General features: G+C 65.7%; 20 protein-coding genes. 14 read left to right on the top strand and 6 right to left on the bottom strand.

What is annotated here, in order from left to right:
• Positions 1–83 precede the first annotated feature (83 nt).
• Entirely contained in the window at positions 84–1,382 is a 1,299-nt protein-coding gene (locus tag GGI48_RS15555; RefSeq protein WP_181956979.1) for an MFS transporter, read from the bottom strand.
• A gap of 394 nt (positions 1,383–1,776) precedes the next feature.
• On the opposite strand from GGI48_RS15555, the gene GGI48_RS15550 reads away from it, so the two are divergent.
• Together GGI48_RS15550 and GGI48_RS15545 are read left to right on the top strand one after the other, a co-directional pair.
• Positions 1,777–2,181, top strand: coding sequence for an acyl-CoA thioesterase (locus GGI48_RS15550; RefSeq protein ID WP_003229628.1), 405 nt, complete (start codon positions 1,777–1,779; stop codon positions 2,179–2,181).
• Positions 2,182–2,239: 58 nt separating this feature from the next.
• Positions 2,240–3,139, top strand: coding sequence for a D-hexose-6-phosphate mutarotase (locus GGI48_RS15545; protein ID WP_179599069.1), 900 nt, complete (start codon positions 2,240–2,242; stop codon positions 3,137–3,139).
• 215 nt (positions 3,140–3,354) lie between these two features.
• Here the strand turns inward: GGI48_RS15545 and GGI48_RS15540 are convergent, their stop codons facing one another.
• From GGI48_RS15540 to GGI48_RS15520, 5 genes are all read right to left on the bottom strand, one after another.
• Complete coding sequence (locus tag GGI48_RS15540; protein WP_047306661.1) at positions 3,355–3,891, bottom strand: DUF3299 domain-containing protein; 537 nt, start codon at positions 3,889–3,891, stop codon at positions 3,355–3,357.
• A gap of 140 nt (positions 3,892–4,031) precedes the next feature.
• Entirely contained in the window at positions 4,032–4,277 is a 246-nt protein-coding gene (locus tag GGI48_RS15535; protein ID WP_016967062.1) for a GlsB/YeaQ/YmgE family stress response membrane protein, read from the bottom strand.
• A gap of 108 nt (positions 4,278–4,385) precedes the next feature.
• Positions 4,386–5,468, bottom strand: a complete 1,083-nt coding sequence (locus GGI48_RS15530) for a 5-(carboxyamino)imidazole ribonucleotide synthase (RefSeq protein WP_016967061.1) — start codon at positions 5,466–5,468, stop codon at positions 4,386–4,388.
• Positions 5,469–5,479: 11 nt separating this feature from the next.
• Positions 5,480–5,971 carry a 5-(carboxyamino)imidazole ribonucleotide mutase gene (gene purE, locus GGI48_RS15525; RefSeq protein ID WP_016967060.1) on the bottom strand — a complete coding sequence of 164 codons (492 nt, stop codon included), beginning with the start codon at positions 5,969–5,971 and terminating at the stop codon, positions 5,480–5,482.
• 414 nt (positions 5,972–6,385) lie between these two features.
• A complete protein-coding gene (locus tag GGI48_RS15520; RefSeq protein ID WP_179599067.1) occupies positions 6,386–7,300 on the bottom strand; it encodes a LysR substrate-binding domain-containing protein in 915 nt (304 codons plus the stop codon).
• Between the two features lie 181 nt (positions 7,301–7,481).
• Here GGI48_RS15520 and aspA point away from each other — a divergent pair, with 181 nt between their 5' ends.
• The 12 genes from aspA (at position 7,482) to GGI48_RS15460 (ending at position 19,946) form a co-directional block, all read left to right on the top strand.
• Positions 7,482–8,906, top strand: a complete 1,425-nt coding sequence (gene aspA / locus GGI48_RS15515) for an aspartate ammonia-lyase (protein WP_016967058.1) — start codon at positions 7,482–7,484, stop codon at positions 8,904–8,906.
• Positions 8,907–9,387: 481 nt separating this feature from the next.
• Positions 9,388–9,741: a DUF6124 family protein gene (locus GGI48_RS15510; RefSeq protein WP_016968693.1), complete on the top strand. Its 354-nt coding sequence runs from the start codon at positions 9,388–9,390 to the stop codon at positions 9,739–9,741.
• A 631-nt stretch (positions 9,742–10,372) separates the two neighbouring features.
• On the top strand, positions 10,373–10,726 hold the full coding sequence (locus GGI48_RS15505) for a DUF6124 family protein (RefSeq protein ID WP_016968693.1): 354 nt from the start codon (positions 10,373–10,375) through the stop codon (positions 10,724–10,726).
• 184 nt (positions 10,727–10,910) lie between these two features.
• A complete protein-coding gene (locus GGI48_RS15500) occupies positions 10,911–11,636 on the top strand; it encodes a hypothetical protein (RefSeq protein WP_179599065.1) in 726 nt (241 codons plus the stop codon).
• A gap of 98 nt (positions 11,637–11,734) precedes the next feature.
• Positions 11,735–12,394: a hypothetical protein gene (locus GGI48_RS15495; RefSeq protein WP_179599063.1), complete on the top strand. Its 660-nt coding sequence runs from the start codon at positions 11,735–11,737 to the stop codon at positions 12,392–12,394.
• Between the two features lie 35 nt (positions 12,395–12,429).
• Positions 12,430–13,449: a beta-ketoacyl-ACP synthase 3 gene (locus GGI48_RS15490; protein WP_179599061.1), complete on the top strand. Its 1,020-nt coding sequence runs from the start codon at positions 12,430–12,432 to the stop codon at positions 13,447–13,449.
• Positions 13,449–14,456, top strand: a complete 1,008-nt coding sequence (locus tag GGI48_RS15485) for an NAD(P)-dependent oxidoreductase (protein WP_179599059.1) — start codon at positions 13,449–13,451, stop codon at positions 14,454–14,456. The genes GGI48_RS15490 and GGI48_RS15485 overlap by 1 nt, the downstream gene beginning before the upstream one ends.
• Complete coding sequence (locus tag GGI48_RS15480; protein ID WP_179599057.1) at positions 14,453–15,307, top strand: MBL fold metallo-hydrolase; 855 nt, start codon at positions 14,453–14,455, stop codon at positions 15,305–15,307. Before GGI48_RS15485 ends, GGI48_RS15480 begins: the two co-directional genes overlap by 4 nt.
• Entirely contained in the window at positions 15,297–16,655 is a 1,359-nt protein-coding gene (locus GGI48_RS15475; protein WP_179599055.1) for a F390 synthetase-related protein, read from the top strand. The genes GGI48_RS15480 and GGI48_RS15475 overlap by 11 nt, the downstream gene beginning before the upstream one ends.
• A complete protein-coding gene (locus GGI48_RS15470; protein WP_179599053.1) occupies positions 16,643–17,797 on the top strand; it encodes an ATP-grasp domain-containing protein in 1,155 nt (384 codons plus the stop codon). Before GGI48_RS15475 ends, GGI48_RS15470 begins: the two co-directional genes overlap by 13 nt.
• Complete coding sequence (locus GGI48_RS15465; RefSeq protein WP_179599051.1) at positions 17,794–18,933, top strand: hypothetical protein; 1,140 nt, start codon at positions 17,794–17,796, stop codon at positions 18,931–18,933. The genes GGI48_RS15470 and GGI48_RS15465 overlap by 4 nt, the downstream gene beginning before the upstream one ends.
• Positions 18,930–19,946, top strand: a complete 1,017-nt coding sequence (locus tag GGI48_RS15460) for an aromatic ring-hydroxylating dioxygenase subunit alpha (RefSeq protein WP_179599049.1) — start codon at positions 18,930–18,932, stop codon at positions 19,944–19,946. Before GGI48_RS15465 ends, GGI48_RS15460 begins: the two co-directional genes overlap by 4 nt.
• Position 19,947: the final 1 nt, after the last annotated feature.

Below are 19,947 nucleotides of genomic sequence, written 5' to 3'. Positions count from 1 at the left end.
CCGCAGGGTCGCGACGCACTTCGGCGCACAGCAGGGCCTGCGCCCTGTCGCCGCCTGCGGCAGCGGCTAGAAGATGGCTAGGCTCAGCGGCCCTTGACCCACAGGTACAGCCCCACCAGCAGGCCGATGCCGCAAATGATTGCCACATAGTAGGCCGGGCCCATCGGGCTTTCCTTGAGCAGCCAGGTCACCACCATCGGCGTCAGGCCACCGAAGATCGCGTAGGCCAGGTTGTAGGAAAACGACAGGCCGCTGAAGCGCACCACCGCCGGGAACGCCTTGACCATCACGTAGGGCACCGCGCCGATGGTGCCGACAAACAGGCCAGTCAGGGCATACATCGGGAACAGCCACTGCGGGTTGTCCAGCAGGCCGTGATAGAAGGTCCAGGAGGTGGCCAGCAGCAAGGCGCTGCCGAACACGAACACCTTGCCGGCGCCGAAACGATCCGCCAGAACCCCGGAGATCACGCAGCCCAGGCTGAGGAACACAATCGCCACGCTGTTGGCTTCCAGGACGGTGATGGCGGGGAATTTATAGGCCGTCTGCAGCACGGTCGGGGTCATCAGGATCACCACGATGATCCCGGCGGACAGCAGCCAGGTCAGCAGCATGGAAATCACGATGGCGCCGCGATGATCGCGCAGCACCGCGCGCAGCGGCAGCTCTTCGGCCAGGGCCTTGCGCTGCTGCAGTTCGGCGAACACCGGGGTTTCGTGCAGCAGGCGGCGCAGGTACACCGAGAACAGACCGAACACCCCACCCAGCAGGAACGGGATCCGCCAGGCGTAGTCGGCCACTTCCACCGGGGTATAGATGCTGTTGATGGCGGTGGCCACCAGCGAGCCCAGGAGAATCCCGGCGGTCAGGCCCGAGGTCAGGGTGCCGCAGGCATAGCCGATATGCCGCTGCGGCACGTGCTCGGAAACGAAGACCCAGGCGCCGGGCACTTCACCGCCGATGGCCGCGCCCTGGATCACCCGCATCAGCAACAGCAGGATCGGCGCCCACAGGCCGATCTGCGCGTAGGTCGGCAAGAGGCCCATGATCAGGGTCGGCACCGCCATCATGAAGATGCTCAGGGTGAACATCTTCTTGCGCCCCAGCAGGTCGCCGAAGTGGGCCATGACGATCCCGCCCAGGGGGCGGGCCAGGTAACCGGCGGCGAAGATGCCGAAGGTCTGCATCAGGCGCAGCCACTCGGGCATGTCCGCCGGGAAGAACAGCTTGCCGACCACGGTGGCGAAGAACACGAAGATGATGAAGTCGTAGAACTCCAGCGCCCCGCCCAGGGCGGACAGGGACAAGGTCTTGTAGTCACTACGGGTCAGCGGACGGGCGGGTTGCGCAGATTGCGCGGCGCTCGCAGGCACAGTGGTCATGGCAAGGGCTTCTCTTATTAGTCGGTTCTGGAAGCCGCAACAGCGCTGGTTGGGGCCTGGCAGGTTCGGCACGATAGCAAATTGTTCGAATGCGTACACAGCAGCGCACAAATGACTCACAAATTTGCGAACCGAGTGGGTCGTCGCGGAGTCTATCGACCGATATACTCGCAAACCTCGGAGCGCAAAGCCGCTCCTGGCAAGGGTTGCTGTGCGAAAACGCTGCTGCGCGCCCCAGTCCCTGGACAGTGCCAGTCGATTTCGCAGAGTTTCCCTTTAGCACGCCTTAGAAAGAACGTGACGAACGCAGTGTGTTCGGGCTGAATCGTTTTTCCTGAAGACGGCTATTCACCTGAAGTACCTAAGAAGCGTCACGGGTCAGAGGCCCCTCGGCATGATAGAGCTCGAACAAGAAGATCCAATCCCGCAAGGCGACCTGGCCCTGCAAATCACCGCCTTGCCCCGTGAAACCAACGGTTTTGGCGATATTTTCGGCGGCTGGCTGGTGGCGCAGATGGACCTGGCGGGCACCGCCATGGCCAGCCGCGTCGCCGGTGGCCGGGTGGCCACGGTGGCCATCGACCGCATGGCGTTCCTGGTGCCGGTAGCAGTGGGCGCGCAGCTGTCCTTCTATACCCAGACCCTGGAAATCGGCCGCAGCTCGATCCAGATGATGGTCGAAGTGTGGAGCGACGACCCGCTGTCCAGCGAATGGCGCAAGGTCACCGAGGCGGTGTTCGTGTTCGTCGCCATCGACGGCAGCGGCCGCACCCGCTCGGTTCCACCCCGCGCACGTTAAACCTGGAGGCGGTCATGCGCGCCATGACCGCCCAAACCTTGCGAACGAGAACAGCAGCATGCCTACGCCCCAGGTCGAAACGGTCAAACTGGATGAACTGAACTGCTGGCGCATCCGCCACGGTGACGCCGAACTGCTGCTGGCCCAGCAAGGCGCGCACATCCTCAGTTATCAAGTGGCCGGGCAACCGCCGCTGATCTGGCTCAACGACGAGGCCGTGTTCAAAAGCGGCAAGAGCATCCGCGCCGGAGTGCCGGTGTGCTGGCCCTGGTTCGGCAACCTGGCGCGCAACCCGCAAAGCGTGCAGGCCATGCGCCAAAGTGCTGAACCGGCACCGGCCCACGGCCTGGTACGCGCCACCGACTGGGAACTGCTGGGTATCGAAAGCGACGGCGACAGCCTGCTGGTGGAACTGCGCCTGCCCTGCCCAGCTGACGGCTTTCCCGGCTGGCCCCATACAGTGGAACCGCGCCTGAGCATCCGCCTCGACCAGCAACTGCACATCAGCCTCAGCAGCCACAACCTGGGCACTGAAAGCGTGAGCATCAGCCAGGCGCTGCACAGCTACTTCGCGGTCAGCGATGTACGCAACGTGCAGGTGGAGGGCGTGGATGGGCTGAACTACATCGAGACCCTGGAAGACTGGACCACCAAGGTCCAAAGCGGCGCCCTGCACTTTAGCGGCGAGACTGATCGCATCTACCTGAACGTACCGGCGCAGCTGGAGATCGTCGACCCCGAGTGGCAGCGGCGGATTCGCCTGAACAGCGCAGGCTCGCGCACCGCAGTGATCTGGAACCCCTGGATCGACCGCGCCGCGCAATTTGGCGACATGGCCGACGACGGCTGGCAGCGCATGCTGTGCATCGAAACCGCCAACGTGATGGACGACATCGTCACCCTGGCCCCCGGCGCCCGCCACACCCTGAGCGTGAGCATCAGCGCCGCCCCGCTCTGACCCATGCTTGCGGCGATGGGCCCTGTGTTTAAGCCGGATGTGGCGAGGGAGCTTGCTCCCGCTGCAAGGCGCAGCCTTCCCAAGGCCTGAATCTGCGGTCTGTCAGGCAGATCGCGTACTCGGCTCTTGCGGCCGCTACGCGCCCGAGCGGGAGCAAGCTCCCTCGCCACAACAGCCCTCCTGGCCGCAAATTCCTGACTGATCACCTGTCCCGATTACAGGTCCGACTCCTGCACCACCCGCACCTTCGCCGCATCCAGGGCGTAGGCCGCGTCGGCCAGGTCATTGCTGACCTTCTCGATCTTCAGGGTGCCGGTCACCCACAGCGGGGTGTAGATGTCATCCAGCTTCACGCCCTTGGGAAAGCGCACCAGCACCAGCTGGTTGGGCGGCGGTGGCGGCACGTGGATGCAGGCCCCCGGGTACGGCACCAGGAAGAACAGCGTGCTGCGCCCCTTGGCATCGGCTTCCAGCGGCACCGGATAGCCGCCCAGGCGAATCTGCTTGTCGTTCATCGCCGGTACGGTCTTGGTGGAATACATCACCGCCGGCAAGCCCTTGCTCTGCTTCAGGCCGCCCTTTTCGGTGAAGGTGCCATTGGCTTCGGGGGAGTTGTGGTCGATTTCCGGCATCTGCTCCAGGGCCTTCTGGTCCGACTTGGGCATCAGCTCCAGCCAGTCGGTTTCCGGCAGTTCGCCAGCGTGGGCCAGGCCGCAGCCCAGCAGAACAAAGGTCAATAGAAGACGGCGCATGAGAGGGTGGCTCGGTCAAAAAGAAAGGACGGAAAAAACCCGCGCATTCTAGTGCGCAACACGTCGGCTGCGTTGAAGTTTCAGATGAACAAAGGGGCTCCCCTCCGCCCGAGCGGCAGAGGGGGTTTGCAGGGGGGGAATCAGCTTTTCTTGACGAAGCCGTAGATCACCAGCAGGACGATCGCGCCCACCAGTGCACCGATGAAACCGGCGCCCTGGCCCGCGTGGTAGATACCCAGCGCCTGACCGCCATAAGTGGCGGCGAAGGAGCCGGCGATACCCAGCAGGATGGTCATGATCCAGCCCATGCTGTCGTCTCCCGGCTTGAGGAAACGCGCCAGCAGACCAACGATCAAGCCGATGAAAATGGTTCCGATAATGCCCATGGCTGTTCCTCTGTAAGGGGGGGATCAAGCCAAAGCCTAGTCAGCGCTCTGGCCTCCCGCTATCAGAGATCGGCGGGAAACGAAGGTTCCCGCCAGCCGGTGGATTTGTTACTCGGCGATCAGCGCCTGCACCTTGAGGATCTGCGCTTGCAGGGTCGCCTGATCGGCGCAACGCAGGTTGGCGTGGCCGACCTTGCGCCCGGCCTTGAAGGCCTTGCCGTAGTGATGCAGGTGGCAGTCGTCGATGGCGATGACGTGGTCCACCGGCGGCACTTCGCCGATGAAGTTGATCATCGCGCTCTCACCCACCTTGGCGGTGGAGCCCAGGGGCAGCCCGGCCACCGCCCGCAGGTGGTTTTCGAACTGGCTGCACTCGGCGCCTTCGGTGGTCCAGTGCCCGGAGTTGTGCACCCGCGGAGCGATCTCGTTGGCCTTGAGGCCACCGTCCACTTCGAAGAATTCGAAGGCCATGACGCCGACGTAATCCAGTTGCTTGAGCACGCGGCTGGAGTAGTCCTCGGCCAGGGCCTGCAACGGGTGGTCGCTGCTGGCCACCGACAGGCGCAGGATGCCGCTGTCGTGGGTGTTGTGCACCAGCGGGTAGAAACGGGTTTCCCCGTCGCGGGCACGCACGGCGATCAGCGAGACTTCGCCGGTGAAGGGCACGAAGCCTTCCAGCAGGCAGGGCACGCTGCCCAGTTCGGCGAAGGTGCCTTCGACATCGGCGGCGCTGCGCAGGACCTTCTGGCCCTTGCCGTCGTAACCCAGGGTGCGGGTCTTGAGCACGGCCGGCAGGCCGATGCGCGCCACGGCGGCGTCGAGATCCGCCTGGGACTGGATGTCGGCAAACTCCGGAGTAGGAATCCCCAGGTCCTTGAACATGCTCTTCTCGAACCAGCGATCGCGGGCGATGCGCAGGGCTTCGGCACTCGGGTAGACCGGCACGAACTGCGAGAGGAAGGCCACGGTTTCCGCCGGCACGCTCTCGAATTCGAAGGTCACCAGGTCCACTTCATCGGCCAGCTGGCGCAGGTGGTCCTGGTCGCCGTAGTCGGCCCGCAGGTGTTCACCGAGGGCGGCGGCACAGGCGTCCGGCGCCGGGTCGAGGAAAGCGAAGTTCATTCCCAGCGGAGTCCCCGCCAGGGCCAACATGCGGCCCAACTGGCCGCCACCGATTACACCGATCTTCATCGTCAACAACCTCAGGCGACGCGCGGGTCTGGATTGTCCAGGACGCTGTCTGTCTGTTCAGCACGGAATTTTTTCAGCACCGCATGAAACTGCGGGTGCTTGGCGCCCAGGATGCTCGCCGAGAGCAGGGCCGCGTTGATCGCGCCCGCCTTGCCGATGGCCAGGGTGGCCACGGGGATGCCGGCGGGCATCTGCACGATGGACAGCAGCGAATCCACGCCCGAGAGCATCGACGACTGCACCGGCACGCCCAGCACCGGCAGGTGGGTCTTGGCCGCGCACATGCCCGGCAAGTGCGCCGCGCCACCGGCACCGGCGATGATCACCTCGATGCCACGCGCCTCAGCCTCTTCGGCGTACTGGAACAGCAGGTCCGGGGTGCGGTGTGCGGACACCACCTTCACCTCGTAAGGGATGCCGAGCTTTTCCAGCATATCGGCGGTGTGGCTAAGGGTGGACCAATCGGACTTGGAGCCCATGATCACGCCAACCAGTGCACTCATCGTCGTGCCTCTTCTCTCTGGGCGCCCGCGGGCGCGTCAAAAACAACAAGCCACGCGAAAATGCGTGGCTTGACTGTACGAATGATGGCCGGACGAACCGGCCGAAGGCCGCGCAGTATACCGAAAAAGGTGCGTTAAACGCACTTTCGCCGACCATCTGTCGAACAAAGTATTTCCGGCGCAAAACCCCGGTTTTATTGACTCCCAGGTCAATCCCGTACCCCTCGTAGAAGCTGGCTTGCTAGCGAACAGGCCCACCCTGCAATCACCCCCACCCGGCCGACGTTTTCGCCGGCAAGCCGGCTCCGACAAAAAACCCAGCCCCTATCTCCCGTAGGAGCTGGCTTGCCAGCGAAGAGGCCAGCCCTGCGATCACCACCCTCCCGACCGACGCTTTCGCCGGCAAGCCGGCTCCTACGTGGCCGCGGCTTGTGCAGCGGCGCCTTCCAGCTTGCGCCAGAGCAAGCGCACGTTGGCCTTGCGCACCAGGGCGCAGCGGTACAGGCGGATCTCCAGCGGCACATGCCATTGCGCGCCGCCGCACACCACCAGTTCACCCCGGGCCAGTTCGGCGCGCACGCTCAGTTGCGGCACCCAGGCAATCCCCAATCCTTCCAGGGCCATGCTCTTGAGGCTGTCGGCCATGGCAGTTTCATAGACGGTGGTGAAACGCAGATTGCGCTGGCGCAGCAGCAGGTTCACCGAACGCCCGAGAAAGGCCCCGGCGCTGTAGGCCAGCAGCGGCACGCTGGATTCGCCTTCCAGATCGAACAGCGGCTTGCCCTGAGGATCGGCGGCGCACACCGGCAGCATCTCGGTGTGCCCCAGGTGCAGCGAGGGGAAGATTTCCGAGTCCATCTGCAAGGCCGCGTCCGGGTCGTAGAAGGCCAGCATCAGGTCGCAACCGCCTTCGCGCAGGGCGTGCACCGCATCACCGACGTTGGTGGCCACCAGCCGCGTGGCAATGTTCAGTCCCTCATTGCGCAGTTGCGCGATCCAGCGCGGGAAGAAACCCAGCGCCAGGGAGTGGGCCGCCGCCACCTGCATCACCTCGCCCTGCCCGCCTTCCAGGTGGTGCAGGTGCCGCACCACCTCGCCAAGCTGTTCGACCACGGTGCGCGCGGTAACCAGGAACAACTGCCCCGCCGCCGTCAGTTCCACCGGCGTGTGCGAGCGGTTGACCAGGGTCAGGCCCAGGGCCGCTTCCAGGCTGCGGATGCGCCGACTGAAGGCCGGCTGGGTCACGAAACGTCGCTCGGCAGCCTGGGAAAAGCTGCGGGTGGCGGCCAGGGCACTGAAGTCCTCGAGCCATTTGCTTTCCAGATTCATCACGTCCTCCCGGACACGCACCATTTTAGGTCACACGCTCGCCGGCAAAGCGGCGTCACACCGGCATTATGCCGAATATGCATAGCCCAGTGTTTAACAGCATTGGCCCAAAAATTCCCTTCGGCCTAGGATTCGCAGCGTTCCCGGCACAGACCGGGTCCCTACCGAGATGATCTCCGTCATGTCCTCCGCTGCATCTTTCCGCACAGAAAAAGACCTGCTTGGCGTACTCGAAGTACCGGCTCAAGCGTATTACGGCATCCAGACCCTGCGAGCGGTGAACAACTTCCGTCTCTCCGGCGTTCCGATTTCGCACTACCCAAAACTGGTCGTGGCCCTGGCAATGGTCAAGCAGGCAGCTGCTGACGCCAACCGCGAACTGGGTCATCTGAGCGAAGCCAAGCATGCGGCCATCAGCGAGGCCTGTGCCCGTCTGATCCGTGGCGACTTCCACGAAGAGTTCGTGGTGGACATGATTCAAGGCGGCGCTGGCACTTCGACCAACATGAATGCCAACGAAGTCATCGCCAACATCGCGCTGGAGGCCATGGGCCACAGCAAGGGCGAATACCAGTACCTGCACCCGAACAACGACGTGAACATGGCGCAGTCCACCAACGACGCCTACCCGACCGCGATCCGCCTGGGTCTGCTGCTGGGTCACGACGCCCTGCTGGCCAGCCTCGACAGCCTGATCCAGTCGTTCGCCGCCAAAGGTGAAGAATTCAGCCACGTCCTGAAAATGGGTCGTACCCAGCTGCAAGACGCCGTGCCGATGACCCTGGGCCAGGAATTCAAGGCCTTCGCCACCACCCTGAGCGAAGACCTGGCTCGCCTGAAGACCCTGGCGCCGGAAGTGCTGACCGAAGTCAACCTGGGCGGCACCGCCATCGGCACCGGCATCAACGCCGACCCGCGCTACCAGGCCCTGGCCGTACAACGCCTGGCCACCATCAGCGGCCAGCCGCTGGTACCGGCCGCCGACCTGATCGAAGCCACCTCCGACATGGGCGCCTTCGTGCTGTTCTCCGGCATGCTCAAGCGCACCGCGGTCAAGCTGTCGAAGATCTGCAACGACCTGCGCCTGCTGTCCAGCGGCCCACGCACCGGCATCAACGAAATCAACCTGCCAGCGCGTCAGCCCGGCAGCTCGATCATGCCTGGCAAGGTCAACCCGGTGATTCCGGAAGCGGTCAACCAAGTGGCGTTCCAGATCATCGGCAACGACCTGGCCCTGACCATCGCGGCCGAAGGCGGCCAGCTGCAACTGAACGTGATGGAGCCGCTGATCGCCTTCAAGATCTTCGACTCGATCCGCCTGCTGCAACGCGCCATGGACATGCTGCGCGAGCACTGCATCACCGGCATCACCGCCAACGAAGCCCGTTGCCGCGAACTGGTGGAGCACTCCATCGGCCTGGTCACCGCGCTGAACCCGTACATCGGCTATGAAAACGCCACCCGTATCGCCCGCATCGCCCTCGAAAGCGGCCGTGGCGTACTGGAACTGGTGCGCGAAGAAGGCCTGCTGGACGACGCCATGCTCGACGACATCCTGCGTCCGGAAAACATGATTGCCCCGCGTCTGGTTCCGCTGAAAGCCTGACCGCCGCGACCCCGAAACATGCAACACCGCTCACCAGGTTGAGGGACTAGACACCTCTCACCTTTTGAGGGCTTGGAGATACGTCTCCAGGCCCTTTTTTTTGCCTGGAGAAAAGCAGAGATTGTCAGGCGATGCCGCCCCGCAACGAAGCAGAATCTCTTTGTTTTGTAGGGCAAATCCGAGAGAATCCCCAACGCCTTTGAGCGCCTTGTACCCCTTCGAACGATCAGGCAGTCTCCCGGTGCCGCTGCCAAATCAGCGGCCCGGATGTGGAAGTCTGGGATAAAGGACGTGCAGTCGTCTCATTCGAACACCCTTGCCGATGCGGCTTGGGTGAACTCGATTTATGGCGGCTGTGCGTAGGGCACCTTCGGGTGCGCCGGTTCCTTTAGCCCGGTCTTCCACACCTGCGCACGGCTGCCACCCTCTCATGTGGAAGTGAGATCCGGCGGTTTCTTAAATTGCTAAAGGAACCAGTCTCATGAAAAAGCTCGTCCCCGATCCACCCTTGCCCACCGATCGTCCGCGCCGCGACCCGGAGCTGGACCGCGCCAACGCCAACCTGCTGGCCGCCTTGCACGGCACCCGCCATCGCCCCTTCGGCCTGCGCGACGCTCAAGGCCACCCGCTGTTCGCCGTGCAACCCCAGGTAAATGCCGAAGACGCGCTGATGCACGTTTCCTTGCTGCTCAAATGCGCCGAAGAGGTGTCCGATGAAATCACCGAACGGGCCAGCGGCATCGAACGCGGACTGATCTGGTCCATGGTGCATTCCGTGGAAATGGCCCGCGCCGTGGTGGACGCCCTGCTCGACGGCGCCCGCCCCGGCCCCTGACGCCCTGTAGCCGCTGCCGAGCTCGCGAGGCTGCGAAAAGGTCCGCAGGACCTTCAACGACCTTGAGAACCCTGCGTCCCTTCGGGCCGTTCGCAGCCTGCGGCAGCGGCTACACCACCCAACCTGAACTGCACCCGCGACCTCATTTGTAGCCGCTGCCGAGCCCGCGAGGCTGCGAACGGCACCGCAGGGGCCGCAAAACCTGCCAGCACACGCTGACTGCCCTACCCCACTCGCACATTCAACAAAGCCCCTATCCCCCCTGCCCAGCACCCGATTTGTCAGGGAATACCGCCCAGTGCCAGAGCCGTTTCGCTTTGTTTTGTAGGGCAAATCCGAGAGAATCCCCCACGCCTTTGAGCGCCTTGTACCCCTTCGAATGATCAGGCAGTCTCCCGGTGCCGCTGCCAAATCAGCGGCCCGGATGTGGAAGTTCGGACCTGGGTAAGCATGAGCGCTCATGAGCATGGCTCGACGTATTTTCGTTGGCATCGCTTTATGGCGGTTGTGCGCGGGACACCTTCGGGTGTGCTGGGTTACTCAGTCCCGGTCTTCCACACCCTCGCACAACTGCCACCCCTCATGTGGAAGTGAGCTCGGCAGTCCGTTAACTACTGAGTGAGTGACCGTCATGAAAAAGCTCGTCCCCGATCCACCCTTGCCCACCGATCGTCCGCGCCGGGACCCGGAGCTGGACCGCGCCAACGCCAACCTGCTGGCCGCCTTGCACGGCACCCGCCATCGCCCCTTCGGCCTGCGCGACGCTCAAGGCCACCCGCTGTTCGCCGTGCAACCCCAGGTAAATGCCGAAGACGCGCTGATGCACGTTTCCCTGCTGCTCAAATGCGCCGAAGAGGTGTCCGATGAAATCACCGAACGGGCCAGCGGCATCGAACGCGGGCTGATCTGGTCCATGGTGCATTCCGTGGAAATGGCCCGCGCCGTGGTGGACGCCCTGCTCGACGGCGCCCGCCCCGGCCCCTGACGCCCTGTAGCCGCTGCCGAGCCCGCGAGGCTGCGAAAAGGTCCGCAGGACCTTCAGCGACCTTGAGAACCCCGCGGCCCTTCGGGCCGTTCGCAGCCTGCGGCAGCGGCTACAGGTTTTGCCCGGCGCGGTGGATAATCAGCCTCCCGCCGCAGCCGGCAATGACTATCAAGGCACCATGTCGATGGACCCGACGCACACCCAGGCCCTGCAACAGCTACGCAAGCTGATCCCAATCGGCCTGCGCCATGCCCAGGCCCTGCTCGCCCGTTGCGCCAATAATCCGCAGCAAGCCGCCGAGCTCTACAAAGCCGAGCTGTTGCAGGTGCTGGTAGACAAATCCGGCCTGCCCGCCGAGCAAGCCCGGGAACACTTGCTCAACGCCGGTTACGACCTGAACCGCGCCCTGCACGCTATAGAAGAAGCGCGTTTCACCCTGACCCAGCGCATCCTGCGCAAGCATCACCGGGACAAGGGCCAGGCCCTGGACCTGATCGCCCAGGCCATCGAAACCGCCGAGCAACTGCCGCGTCAGTACTGGCTGGATTTCGCAGCGCTGGAGCAACTGCCCCCGGCACTGCGCTGCTTCATGGTCCTGCACGAATGGTTGGCCTATGAGGGCTGGGAAGGCTTCGACAGCGCCCTGCACTTTCATCTACCCCAGGCCATCGCCCAATTGCGCCACCTGCAACTCGATACCCTGGCGGACACCCTGGAACAGGCCGATCAGCGCCAGCAGCAGCTACGAGCCGCCCACGCTGGGAGCGAAGGCCCCATCGAGCTAGCCCTGCGCATCAACCAGGACCCGCTCTTCAACCGCTGCCAGGACCACTTCAACCAGCAGCGGCCGCAACTGGACGAGCGCCTGTACCAGTGGGTGGAGCAGCATCTGAAACAGTTTCCAGCCTGAACAGCCGCTTGGCGTTGGCGCACACGCCGCTGCTCACCACACCCCAGAAGCCGGTAGACTGCCGCCCTCACCGAACACGGACCTCGGATTCAGCCCCCATGGAATTGCACTACCGCATCACCCCCGCCCACACCGAAGCCTGGATTGCCGAACCGCTGAAGCAGGAATTGCTCAAGGATGATCAACAGCATGTCCGGGTCATGAGCACATTTGCCCGGTGGCAAAGCCGCTTGATCGGTCCCGTGATGTTCACCCTGTGCCTGATCGGCGGCTGCCTGTCGATCTACTTCCCCGAGCGGACCTTCACCCCGGAGAAGGTCATCGCCATGGTGGCGTTCGCCTTGATCTTCATCCCACTGTGGTGGCGCTTTTCCGGACGCTGGATCAAGCACCTGCAAGCCCGGATTGCCGCCACCCCGATCAAACCCCAAGCGCCGCTGCGCGGCCTGAACCAGCGCCTGATCGAAGCCCGCCTGCGGGCGCCATTGAAGGCCACCGAAGGCACTTACACCCTGACATTCGACGACCAGGGTTTCACCCTGAGCAAACTCCCACGCGCCAAGAGCAGCCTGACCTGGGAGCAGGTCGTGTACCTGCGTGAAGCGGCCCACTTCTATGACGTGGCCAGCGCCGAGATGCAGCGCAAGGGCCAGGCCTGCCGCATCGCCAAACACAGTGAACTGATGGACGACGAGGCATATCAGCAAGGGCTGCAAGCCTTTCTGAGCCACTGCCCGGTCGCGCCGTCCGCCACCTGATCAAGCTCCCCCAACGCGTCACAAACGGAATTTGCATGCACACATCAGCGTCCTCCCCCCGCCCGGCCCGTGCGCTGGCCATCCTCGGCACCGGCCACGCCCTGCCGCAGCGGGTGGTCACCAGTGCCGAGCTGGACCGCCAGCTCGGCCTGGAAGCCGGCAGCGTGGCGCGCATCAGCGGGGTGCAGCAGCGCCACGTCGCCGATCCTGCGGACACCGCCGCCAGCCTCGGTGCCAGTGCCGCGCGCCAGGCCCTGCACGCGGCGGGCCTGGCGCTGGATCAGTTGGACCTGATCGTCTGCGCCAGCGGCACCCAGGACCAAGGCATGCCCTGCAACGCCGCGCTGCTGCAACGGGAGTTGGGCCTGGGGCAGTCGGGCATCCCGGCCATGGACATCAACGCCAGCTGCCTGGGCTTTATTGCCGCCCTGGACACCCTGTCCTGGCCGATCCAGGCCGGGCATTACCGGCGCGTGCTGCTGGTGTGCGCCGACATCGCCTCCTGCGGCCTGGACTGGCAGCAGGTGGAAGTCTGCGGCATCTTCGGCGACGGCGCGGCAGCGGTGGTGCTGGAGGCGGGCGACGGCGGCCCGAAGATCCTCGCCTCGCGCCTCAAGACCTACGCCGAAGGCGCCGCGCTGTGCCAGATCCCCGCCGGCGGTTCGCGCTTTCATCCGCGGCGCATCCAGGTGCCCTTCGAGCCCCTGACCAGCTTCGCGATGCAGGGCAAAGGCGTGTTCCGCCTCGCCGCCAAACACCTGCCGGACCTGATGGACGATCTGTTACTGCAAGCCGGGGTCTCCCTTGCGCAGATCGACTGGATCATCCCCCATCAAGCCAGCCAGCAGGCCATGCAGCATGCGGCCAAACGCCTGAGCCTGGGGCCGGAGAAAGTCATCGATATCTTTGCCCAGCATGGCAATCAGGTAGCGGCGTCCCTGCCCACCGCTCTGGATATCGCGGTGCGCGACGGGCGCATTCAACGCGGGCAGACCCTGATGCTGATCGGCACCGGCGCGGGCCTGTCCCTCGGCGGCCTGATCCTGGAGTTTTGATGAAGATCCTGGTCACCGGCGGCACCGGTTTTATCGGACGGCATCTGGTCTGGAAGCTGGCCGCCGAAGGCTGCGAGGTGCAGTTCAGCGGGCGCAACCCCGAGGCGGCGGCCGAGGTGATGGCCCACAGCCCGGCGCCGGTGCGCTGGCTGCCCCTGGAGCACGGCAGCCCGTTGGCCAAACGCCTGCTGGCCGATGCCAGCCGCGAGCATGACGCCATCGTGCATTGCGCCGCCTTGTCGTCACCCTGGGGTTCGCCCCAGGCGTTTGCCCGGGCCAACCTCGACTCCACCGCCGAGGTGATCCACGCCTGCGGCAAGAACCGCATCCCGCGGCTGGTGCATATCTCCACCCCGAGCCTGTACTTCAATTTCAGCGACCGCCTGGGCATCCGCGAAGACCAGCCGCTGCCACCACCGGTGAATGACTACGCCCGCAGCAAGGCCCAGGCCGAAACCCTGCTGGCAGACGCCAAGCTGCCCGAATGCGTGATCCTGCGGCCCCGGGCGGTGTTCGGCCCCTGGGACGCAACCCTGATGCCGCGCCTGCTGCGGGTGATGCAACGCGGGGCGATTCCGCTAATGCGCGGCGGCCAGGCACAGCTGGACCTGACCTGCGTCGACAATCTGGTGCACGCGGTGTGGCTGGCCCTGACCCGGCCCCTGCCGCGCCCGCTGTGCGTCTACAACCTGAGCAACGGCACACCCCTGGCCTTCAAGGACCTGCTGCAACAGATGGCCGAGCACTTCCGCCTGCCGCTGCGCACCCGCCGCCTGCCCTGGCCTCTGGTGCATGGCGTGGCGCGCCTGCTGGAGCTCAAGGCACGGCTGGGCAACGGCGCCGAACCCTTGATCACCCGCTACGGCGCAGGCGTCCTGGCCTTCAGCCAGACCCTGGACATCAGCGCCATCCAGCGCGAGCTGGGCTATCGCCCGGTGATCAACCAGGACCAGGGCATCGCCCAGCACGCCCAATGGTGGCTGGCCCAACAGAGACAAAAACCATGAGCCGCAGCGTGAGCTTGAAGATCCTGCGGGCCGGCTGGTGCCAGCACCTGGAATGCATGGCCGACCGTGGCGGGCGCCTGGCGCCGGTGCAGTTTCCGGCGCTGTGCGGGCTGATCCAGCACCCGGAGCACGGCTGGATTTTGTACGACACCGGCTACGCCGAGCACTTCTTCCAGGCCACCCGCGCCCTGCCCGAGCGCCTGTACCGCAGCGCAGTGCCGGTGCAGTTGCCGGTGGTCGAGCAGTTGGGGGCGCAGCTGCATGAGCTGGGCATCGGCCCGGGGGATATCCGCCATGTGATCATTTCCCACTTCCACGCCGACCATATCGCCGGGCTGCGGGATTTTGCCAATGCGCGCTTTATCGCCCTGGAAGCCGACTACCGGCATATCGACAGCCTGCGCGGCCAGCGTTGGCGCGCCACCTTGGGCGGCCATCTGCCGGGCCTGCTGCCGGACGATTTCAGCGCCCGCCTGCGCCTGGCCGAAGCCAGCCCCAGCTGTGCGCTGCCAAGCTGGATGGCGCCCTTCGAGCAAGGCCTGGACCTGTTCGGCGATGGCAGCCTGATCGGCGTGCCGCTGCCAGGGCACAGCAAAGGCCAGTTGGGCCTGTTCATCCCCGATGCCCAGGGCCGGCCGGTGTTCCTGGTGGCCGACGCCTGCTGGTCGGTGCCGGCCTGCCGCGCCGAGCGCCTGCCCGCTGCACCGGCACTGTGGTTTGCCAGCGCCGACCGTCAGCAATATGTGCGCACCTACAGCGGCCTGGGCCAGCTGATCCGCCGCGAACCGGCGGTGGCGGTGCTGCCGTCCCATTGCACCCAGGCCTGGGAGGCCTTCGCCAATGAACAGTGAACGCCTGCTGGGCACCCTGCGCAGCATCGGCGCCTTCGTGTTCAGCCGCTACGCCCTGCGCTTTCGCCGCCGCGAGCGGCTGGAAGCCTGGCAGGCCCGGCGCCTGCGGCACTTCATGGCCAAAGTCCTGCCCCGTGGCCAGCGCTTCAACGGGCTGACCCACGACGGCCTGCACAGCTTGCCGCTCATGGACAAAGCCACCCTGATGAGCGACTTCGCCGCCTTCAACACCCGCGCCCTGAGCCTGGAACAGGTGTTGCCGGTGGCCCTGCAGGCCGAGCGTTCCCGGGACTTCAGCCCGACCCTGGGGGACATCACCGTGGGCCTGTCCAGCGGCACCTCGGGGGCTCAGGGGGTGTTCCTGGTCAGCAGCGTGGAACGCCAGCGCTGGGCCGGCATCCTGCTGGCGCGCACCCTGCCCCGGGCGCTGTTGCCCCGGCTGCTGTGCCCCTGGCTGGCGCCGCTGCGCATCGCCTTCTTCCTGCGGGCCAATAGCCGCCTGTACACCACCCTGGCCAGCCGCCGCATCGACTTCGCCTTTCATGACCTGACCCTGGGCCTGACCGCCTCCCTGAAACGCCTCAACCAGCAGAACCCGGACGTGCTGGTGGCCCCGGCCACGGTGCTGCGCGGGCTGGCCCAGGCGGCCCTGGCCGGGCAGCTGACGATCCGCCCACGGCACATCCTGTCGGTGGCCGAAGTGCTGGAAAGCACCGACGCCGAGCTGGTGCAGCAAGCCTTCGGGCGCAAGCCGCAGCAGATCTATCAGGCCAGCGAAGGCTTTCTCGGCTACACCTGCGAGGCTGGCACCCTGCACCTGAATGAAAGCCACCTGCACATCGAGCCGCAATGGCTGGACCCTGAGCGCACGCGCTTCCAGCCGATCATCACCGACTTTTCCCGGCGCACGCAGTTGATCGTGCGTTATCGCCTCAACGACATTCTGCGGGTCGCCAGCGCGCCCTGCCCCTGTGGCCGTGCGGAGCGGGCCATCGCCGCCGTGGAAGGCCGCGCCGACGAGATCCTCTGGCTGCCGCGGCTCGACGGCCAGCAGCTGGCGCCGCTCTACCCGGATGTACTGCGCAGGGCCCTGCTGATGCTCGGGGCGGAACTGGAGGAATACCAGATCCAGCAGCGCGGGCTGCTCTGGCAGGTCAACCTGCGTGCCTCGGGCGACTACCACGGGCTGTGTCAGCGCTTGCGCGAAGCCCTGGCCGAACTCTGCGCGCAACAAGGGCTGCAGACGCCGGATCTGAGCTTCGGCCACTGGCAGGCACCGCCGCCACAGACGAAAAGACGCCGCCTGCTGATGCTGCAACCACCCGAGGGACTGCCATGCGTGTATTGATTCTCGGCGCCCGGGCCCCGGCCTGCCTGGAGTGGGCCCGGGCCTTTGGCCAAGCCGGCTGGACGGTGACCGTGGCCGATTCCCTGGCCCAGCCCCTGAGCCGTTTCAGCCGCGCCGCCGAGCACTTCGTGCGCCTGCCGGAGCCGCGCCACGACCCGGAGGCCTGGATCGAAGCCCTGGCCGGGGTCATCCGCCAACAGGCCATCGACCTGCTGCTGCCCACCTGCGAAGAGGTGTTCTACCTGGCCCACGGCCTGGAGCGCTTGCGGCCTTTGTGCCGGGTGTTCACCAGCGATTTCGAGTTGCTGCACCGCCTGCATCACAAGGGCGATTTTGCTGCCATGACCCAAGGCTGGGCCGTGGCCGCGCCGCCAACCCAAGTGCTGCATGACCCGGCTGCGGTGCAAGCGCTGGCGGCGGAGCACGACGCCCTGGTGTTCAAGCCGGCCTATTCGCGCTTCGCCTCCCAGACCCTGATCCGCCCGAGCCCGGCGCAACTGGCCAAGATCCGCCCCAGTAGCGATGCGCCCTGGGTGGCCCAGCAGTTCGTCCCCGGCCAGGAATATTGCAGCTTCAGCGTGCTGGTGGACGGCCAGTTGCGCGCCCACAGCAGCTACCAGCCGCGCTACCGGGTCGGGCGCGGCTCGGGGATCTACTTCCACAGCTGTGCCCCAGCGCCGATTCGCGCCTTTCTGGAGCAGTTCGGCCAGGCCACCGGCTACACCGGGCAGGTGGGTTTCGACTTCATCGAAGACCAGCAGGGCCGCTTCCATGTCCTGGAGTGCAACCCCAGGGCCACCAGCGGCGTGCACCTGTTCGACGATCAGCGGGTGCAACTGGTGGCAGCGCTGGGCAGCGAAACCGACGCAGCGCTGGAGGCGACCCTGGAACCGCGGATGATCGCCCTGGCCATGCTGCTTCTGGCGGCGCCGCAACGGGCCTTGAGCCGCACGTTCTGGCACGACTACCAACAAGCCCGGGACGTGATCGTGCAGGACGGCGATCGCGGCCCGCTGACCGCCCAACTGCTGAGCCTGAGCGAGATCATCGGCCGCGCCCTGACCCGCCGCTGCGGGCTGCTGGCCGCCTCCACCGCCGATATCGAATGGAACGGCCAGCCCCTGGGAGCACCGCGCCCATGAAGCTGCTGCTGCCCGAGCAACTGGCCCTGGAGCCCCCGAGCGCTGGCGACAGCCACGCCCGGCAGTACGTGCGCACCTGCGCCGGCGGCGCGCTGATCGGCAACGTCAGCACCGCCCTGGCCCTGCTGGACACCGGCCATCATCAGTTCCCGGTGAGCATCAACCACGGCCACGACCCTGTGGATAACTGCTACGTGGTGTCGCCGCAGACCGCCTACAGCGGTTATGCCCGGGAAGAACTGCAGCGCCTGCAACGGCCCTGGCTGGCCTGGCCCTTGAAGCTGCTGACCCAGGGCGTGGACCGGCTGCTGAGCGCGGCCAAGGTCGACCGTTTGGTGCAGGTCAATAACTGGCTATTGTCGACCAACCTGTACCCCGCCGATTGGGATGGTTCGGATTTGCCGGCGATCACCGAACTGCTGCGCCGGCAGTTCCCCGACCACGGCTTTGGCTTTCGCTCGCTCAACGACTTCAGCAACCGCGCACTGCGCAAGCGCCTGCAAGCCCTGGGCTACCTGGCGATTCCCAGCCGCCAGGTGTACCTGTTCGACGGCCGCGAGGGCGAGAATTCCGCCTTCCTGCGTCACCACAACACCCGCCTGGACGCCACCCTGCTGCGCCGCAGTCCGTATACGGTGGTGCCCGGCAGCGAGCTTAACGAGGCCGACTTCCAGCGCATCGAGCAGCTGTACAACCTGCTGTACCTGGACAAATACAGCCGCCTCAACCCCCACTACAGCGCCCAATGGCTGCAACGCGGGCAGGCCGAAGGCTGGCTGGAGGTGCGCGCCCTGCGCAACGCCGAAGGACGCATCGACGGTGCCCTGGGCTGGTTCGCCAACAGCGCCCTGATCAGCACCCCCATCGTCGGCTACGACACCGCCCTGCCCCAGCGCGCCGGCCTGTACCGGCAACTGACCCGGCTGTGCCTGCAAGAAGCGGTGAACCGCCGTCAGGTGCTCAACTTCAGCTCCGGCGCCGCCGCCTTCAAGCGCCTGCGCGGCGGTGAGCCGCAGATCGAATACAGCCTGATCCACATCGCCCACCTGCCCTGGTCGCGGCGCCTGGTGTGGCAACTGATGGGCCTGCTGCTGCAACGGATCGGCGTACCGCTGATGAGGAAGCTCAAACTGTGAACAGTCACTCGGGCTGGTGGCCCGTCGCCCTGAGCCGGCAGCTGCACAAGCAGCCCCTGGCCTGCACCCTGCACGGCGTGCCGCTGGTGCTGTTTCGCGACGCCGACGGCGCCGCCGCGGTGCTGCCGGACCGCTGCCCCCATCGCTTTGCGCCGCTGAGCGCCGGGCGGGTGCGCGACGGGCAGATCCAGTGCCCCTACCACGGCTGGCGCTTCGATCCCCAGGGCCGTTGCACTCAGCTGCCCGGCCAGGAGCAGCAGCGGTGCAGCCAACCCTTGCTGCAACCTGTGCACAGCTGCGAAGCCCAGGGGCTGGTGTGGGCCAGCCTCGCCAGCGAACGGCCGAATGCCCCGCCGGTAGCCGCCGCCGAGCAGGCCCAGGCGCTGGATGTGTTCTGGATCAGCGACCGGGTGCAGTGCAGCTTGCAGGACGCCGCGGAGAACTTCCTCGACGGCTTCCACACCCATTTCGTGCACGCCGGCTGGATTCGCCACGACCGCCAACGCCAGCGGATTCACGCCTGGGTGCATCAGCTGGAAGACGGGATCGAAGCGCAGTACAGCGAAGAAGGCACCCAGTCCGGGCTGATATCGCGGCTGTTCGAAGGCGAACGCGGCCTCAGCATGGGGCGCTTTCGCCTGCCGGGGCTGGCGGAAATCGAATACCGCGACCGCCAGGGCCGGCTCAACCTGCTGGTCAGCGCCTGGCTGAGCCCGGCCGCCGAGGGCCAACTGCGGCTGTTCGCGCGCATCGCCACGGCCCGCGGCCGCACCCCGGGCTGGCTCAAGCGCGGCGTGCTGCAGCCTTTGTTCAAGGTGATCCTCAAGCAGGACCGGCAGATCCTCGAACAGGTCAGCGCCAACCAGCAGCGCTTTGCCCGGGTGCCGCTGCGCTGGCAGCGGCCCACCCCTCTGGACAGCTCGCTGGATCTGCTGGGGCCGTGGATCCGGCAGTTGCTGGAGCAGGGGGAACTGAAGGACTTCCAAGAGCGCCGAGAGCAATTCTGGCTGTAAT

The organism is Pseudomonas protegens, assembly GCF_013407925.2.
GTDB lineage: Bacteria > Pseudomonadota > Gammaproteobacteria > Pseudomonadales > Pseudomonadaceae > Aquipseudomonas > Aquipseudomonas fluorescens_AP.
Note: the sequence above shows the minus strand (reverse complement) of the source record. Positions and strands in the feature narration are given on the sequence as shown.

Bases quoted from the DNA above. Each gene is read 5' to 3' on its own strand.
- GGI48_RS15475 (WP_179599055.1), top strand. From the start codon at position 15,297: ATGAACAGTGAACGCCTGCTGGGCACCCTGCGCAGCATCGGCGCCTTC.
- GGI48_RS15535 (WP_016967062.1), bottom strand. From the start codon at position 4,277: ATGGGCATTATCGGAACCATTTTCATCGGCTTGATCGTTGGTCTGCTG.
- purE (WP_016967060.1), bottom strand. From the start codon at position 5,971: ATGAGTGCACTGGTTGGCGTGATCATGGGCTCCAAGTCCGATTGGTCC.
- GGI48_RS15510 (WP_016968693.1), top strand. From the start codon at position 9,388: ATGAAAAAGCTCGTCCCCGATCCACCCTTGCCCACCGATCGTCCGCGC.
- GGI48_RS15540 (WP_047306661.1), bottom strand. From the start codon at position 3,891: ATGCGCCGTCTTCTATTGACCTTTGTTCTGCTGGGCTGCGGCCTGGCC.
- GGI48_RS15520 (WP_179599067.1), bottom strand. From the start codon at position 7,300: ATGAATCTGGAAAGCAAATGGCTCGAGGACTTCAGTGCCCTGGCCGCC.
- GGI48_RS15545 (WP_179599069.1), top strand. From the start codon at position 2,240: ATGCCTACGCCCCAGGTCGAAACGGTCAAACTGGATGAACTGAACTGC.
- GGI48_RS15485 (WP_179599059.1), top strand. From the start codon at position 13,449: ATGAAGATCCTGGTCACCGGCGGCACCGGTTTTATCGGACGGCATCTG.
- GGI48_RS15555 (WP_181956979.1), bottom strand. From the start codon at position 1,382: ATGACCACTGTGCCTGCGAGCGCCGCGCAATCTGCGCAACCCGCCCGT.
- GGI48_RS15495 (WP_179599063.1), top strand. From the start codon at position 11,735: ATGGAATTGCACTACCGCATCACCCCCGCCCACACCGAAGCCTGGATT.
- aspA (WP_016967058.1), top strand. From the start codon at position 7,482: ATGTCCTCCGCTGCATCTTTCCGCACAGAAAAAGACCTGCTTGGCGTA.
- GGI48_RS15505 (WP_016968693.1), top strand. From the start codon at position 10,373: ATGAAAAAGCTCGTCCCCGATCCACCCTTGCCCACCGATCGTCCGCGC.
- GGI48_RS15465 (WP_179599051.1), top strand. From the start codon at position 17,794: ATGAAGCTGCTGCTGCCCGAGCAACTGGCCCTGGAGCCCCCGAGCGCT.
- GGI48_RS15530 (WP_016967061.1), bottom strand. From the start codon at position 5,468: ATGAAGATCGGTGTAATCGGTGGCGGCCAGTTGGGCCGCATGTTGGCC.
- GGI48_RS15550 (WP_003229628.1), top strand. From the start codon at position 1,777: ATGATAGAGCTCGAACAAGAAGATCCAATCCCGCAAGGCGACCTGGCC.
- GGI48_RS15500 (WP_179599065.1), top strand. From the start codon at position 10,911: ATGGACCCGACGCACACCCAGGCCCTGCAACAGCTACGCAAGCTGATC.
- GGI48_RS15470 (WP_179599053.1), top strand. From the start codon at position 16,643: ATGCGTGTATTGATTCTCGGCGCCCGGGCCCCGGCCTGCCTGGAGTGG.
- GGI48_RS15490 (WP_179599061.1), top strand. From the start codon at position 12,430: ATGCACACATCAGCGTCCTCCCCCCGCCCGGCCCGTGCGCTGGCCATC.
- GGI48_RS15480 (WP_179599057.1), top strand. From the start codon at position 14,453: ATGAGCCGCAGCGTGAGCTTGAAGATCCTGCGGGCCGGCTGGTGCCAG.